The organism is Brasilonema sp. UFV-L1, assembly GCF_012912105.1.
In the GTDB taxonomy this organism is placed as follows: Bacteria; Cyanobacteriota; Cyanobacteriia; order Cyanobacteriales; family Nostocaceae; genus Brasilonema.
Genome location: NZ_QMEA01000272.1, coordinates 1 through 2,429 on the forward strand (window position 1 = coordinate 1; position 2,429 = coordinate 2,429).

Genomic DNA, 2,429 nt, shown 5'->3' on the forward strand with positions numbered 1-2,429 from the left:
AGCTCCCCATTTTCATATTGTCATCAACGCTTTCAGCCTTAACTGAACCGTATTGTATTATAGATTCCGAACGCGATCTGCCGAAGGCAGCAGCGTTAGCTCCGGCCCCCTAAGGGGCTAGCTATCGCTACCAAGTCTTACAAGTAGGTTGGGATGGAATCCGTCGCGTACATGGTTGTACGGTACATATCGACATTATCGGTGATAAAGTTTGGATTCAGTATGACGGTAGTTCTTACCCAGTCGCAGAAGCACTGATGGAAGCTGGTATCCCTGCTGAAGACATTGTTTTGGGTTTTCATCCAGAGAATTTACGTCAACATACAGGCTTTGCCATCTCTTGAATCAGAAACCTGTTTTGAGAAAACATTTTTCGCCACAGATTTTTTAAAATACTGAAGAAGGCATTGCCGCAGATTTAGAACGGGCTGGAATTCCAAAAGAACACATTGTACTTGGGTTTCGTCCACCAGAGTTAAGAATTTCTAGTGGTTATGCACTTCACTAGAGGCGATCGCTTAATCATACTCATTTTTTACGACTTGGCACAGTTCGCTCAGTTTTCTATCCCAAAAGTGCATGAGTTGATTTTGCTAATACTCAATCATAATATAAAAAGAAAAGTTCCCGCCAATCGGTAGGAACTTATTTTCATCATCAGATTTTCGTCAATGCGAAAGTCCTAAGAGTCATAAATAATCAGCAAACATGGTATCAAAACAAGCAATAGTTACAGGTGGCACACGCGGTATTGGTTGGGGAATATCACAGCAGCTAGCTAAAGATGGGTATGACCTTATACTCGGTTTTAATGCTAATGAAGAGGCAGCACATACTGCAAAGGCTACCCTTGAATCGACGTACGGTAGAAAAGTTTACCTTGTTAAAGGTGACATTGCAGAAGAATCCACAATTGAAACAATTTTTAAATGTCTAGAAGATAACTTTGAAGGTAAACTGACAGCATTAGTTCATAATGCTGGGCTATATGTTGGTCTAACGACATCTACTGAATCGAGTGAAGCCATTTCAGCGGCAAAGGTTACAACTCAATTATTAGGTACTGGTAATTGGACTAGCTTTGATAAGTACGATTATTATCAGAATGTCTATCCTAAATGCTTTATTAGATGTGTAGAAAGAGCGATTAATTACATGGAGGATGAAAACGGTTATATAGTAGCAATATCTTCTCCTGGATGTAACAGTAGCCAAACACCAAAGTTGCAATATGCCTTACCCGGTCAGGCTAAAGCAGTTGTTGAGTTTTTAGCAAGATACTACGCCAAGACACTAGCACCACGACGAATTACAGTGAATGTAGTTATCCCCGGTTTTGTGAAAACTCAAGCCTGGGAATTTGTAACATCTACGTCGGGTGGAGTAGATAGTGATATTATCAAAGCTAGGATACAAAATACACCAATGCAACGCTGGGCATCACCTTTAGAGATAGGTGATGTCGTAGCTTTTTTATGCTCTCCTAAAGCTGCATTTATTACTGGAGTTGCGCTGCCTGTGGACGGTGGGCTACATCTTATTTAAAACGAGTAAAACTTATATTGCTTCCTCAACTTTCCTTTTTTCTATAGCAGCAAACTTAATTAGAGTCGCTGAGTTTTAAGGACACACTGAGGATAGAGACTTGCACGCGGCAATCAATCGATGCGTTTGCACCGGATAATAAATGCAGTAGGGTCGGTTCGCCCCAAACTTAACGCTTGTGGACTGGAAGGATCCGACTCTCCAGGTTGAAGCAAGAAATGTTGACCGATGTTCAATGATGTGCAGTAAATATGGAACAGAAAGCATGAATCAACCAGATGAGCAATTACCTCCGCAAAAATTCGTGTCTTTATCTGCACAGCTTATGGCAAGTTTGAGGGCTTTGGAAAGTACAAGGAGTGATTGCCTATTTTCCGATCCCTTTGCTGCCCAATTAGCTGGTTCTGAAGCTTTCGCCTTTTTGGAACGACGAAAAGTCAAGCTAGAAGAAGAAGGGAGAGCATATGTAGCTGTCCGCACACGCTTTTTTGATGATTTTCTTCTAGATTCGATGTCTTGGGCATCGCAAGTTGTTATCCTAGCTGCTGGAATGGATATGCGTGCTTTTCGTCTTCCTTGGTTAGAAGGTACTAAAGTATATGAAATCGACCAACCACAAGTCCTTAATTATAAAAATACCATATTGAAGAATATAACACCTACCTGCCAAAGGTACACACTGTCAGCAGACCTGACTAAGCAATGGCATGAGCAATTACTGGATGCAGGATTTCGGAGTGAATTTCCTTCTATTTGGTTGCTTGAAGGTTTGTTGATGTACTTGAGGGAACAAGAAGTTCACGAACTTCTCAAAACAATCTCTTCTCTCGCGATGGCTCAGAGCTGCTTAGGGTTGGAAGCTGTAACTTGATTTCTGTACACAT

At 41.3% G+C, this 2,429-nt stretch carries 2 protein-coding genes and 2 pseudogenes; all 4 read left to right on the top strand.

Annotation, left to right across the window (positions count from 1 at the left end; all coding sequences use genetic code 11):
- Nucleotides 1–137 precede the first annotated feature (137 nt).
- Nucleotides 138–344, top strand: a pseudogene (locus DP117_RS33955) (XisI protein); the annotation flags it as partial.
- 59 nt (nucleotides 345–403) lie between these two features.
- A pseudogene (locus tag DP117_RS37135) lies at nucleotides 404–508 on the top strand (element excision factor XisI family protein); the annotation flags it as partial.
- A gap of 200 nt (nucleotides 509–708) precedes the next feature.
- Nucleotides 709–1,545: an SDR family oxidoreductase gene (locus tag DP117_RS33965; RefSeq protein WP_169222546.1), complete on the top strand. Its 837-nt coding sequence runs from the start codon at nucleotides 709–711 to the stop codon at nucleotides 1,543–1,545.
- Between the two features lie 265 nt (nucleotides 1,546–1,810).
- Nucleotides 1,811–2,416 carry an SAM-dependent methyltransferase gene (locus DP117_RS33970; RefSeq protein WP_169222547.1) on the top strand — a complete coding sequence of 202 codons (606 nt, stop codon included), beginning with the start codon at nucleotides 1,811–1,813 and terminating at the stop codon, nucleotides 2,414–2,416.
- Nucleotides 2,417–2,429 lie beyond the last annotated feature (13 nt).

Bases quoted from the DNA above. Each gene is read 5' to 3' on its own strand.
- DP117_RS33965 (WP_169222546.1), top strand. From the start codon at position 709: ATGGTATCAAAACAAGCAATAGTTACAGGTGGCACACGCGGTATTGGT.
- DP117_RS33970 (WP_169222547.1), top strand. From the start codon at position 1,811: ATGAATCAACCAGATGAGCAATTACCTCCGCAAAAATTCGTGTCTTTA.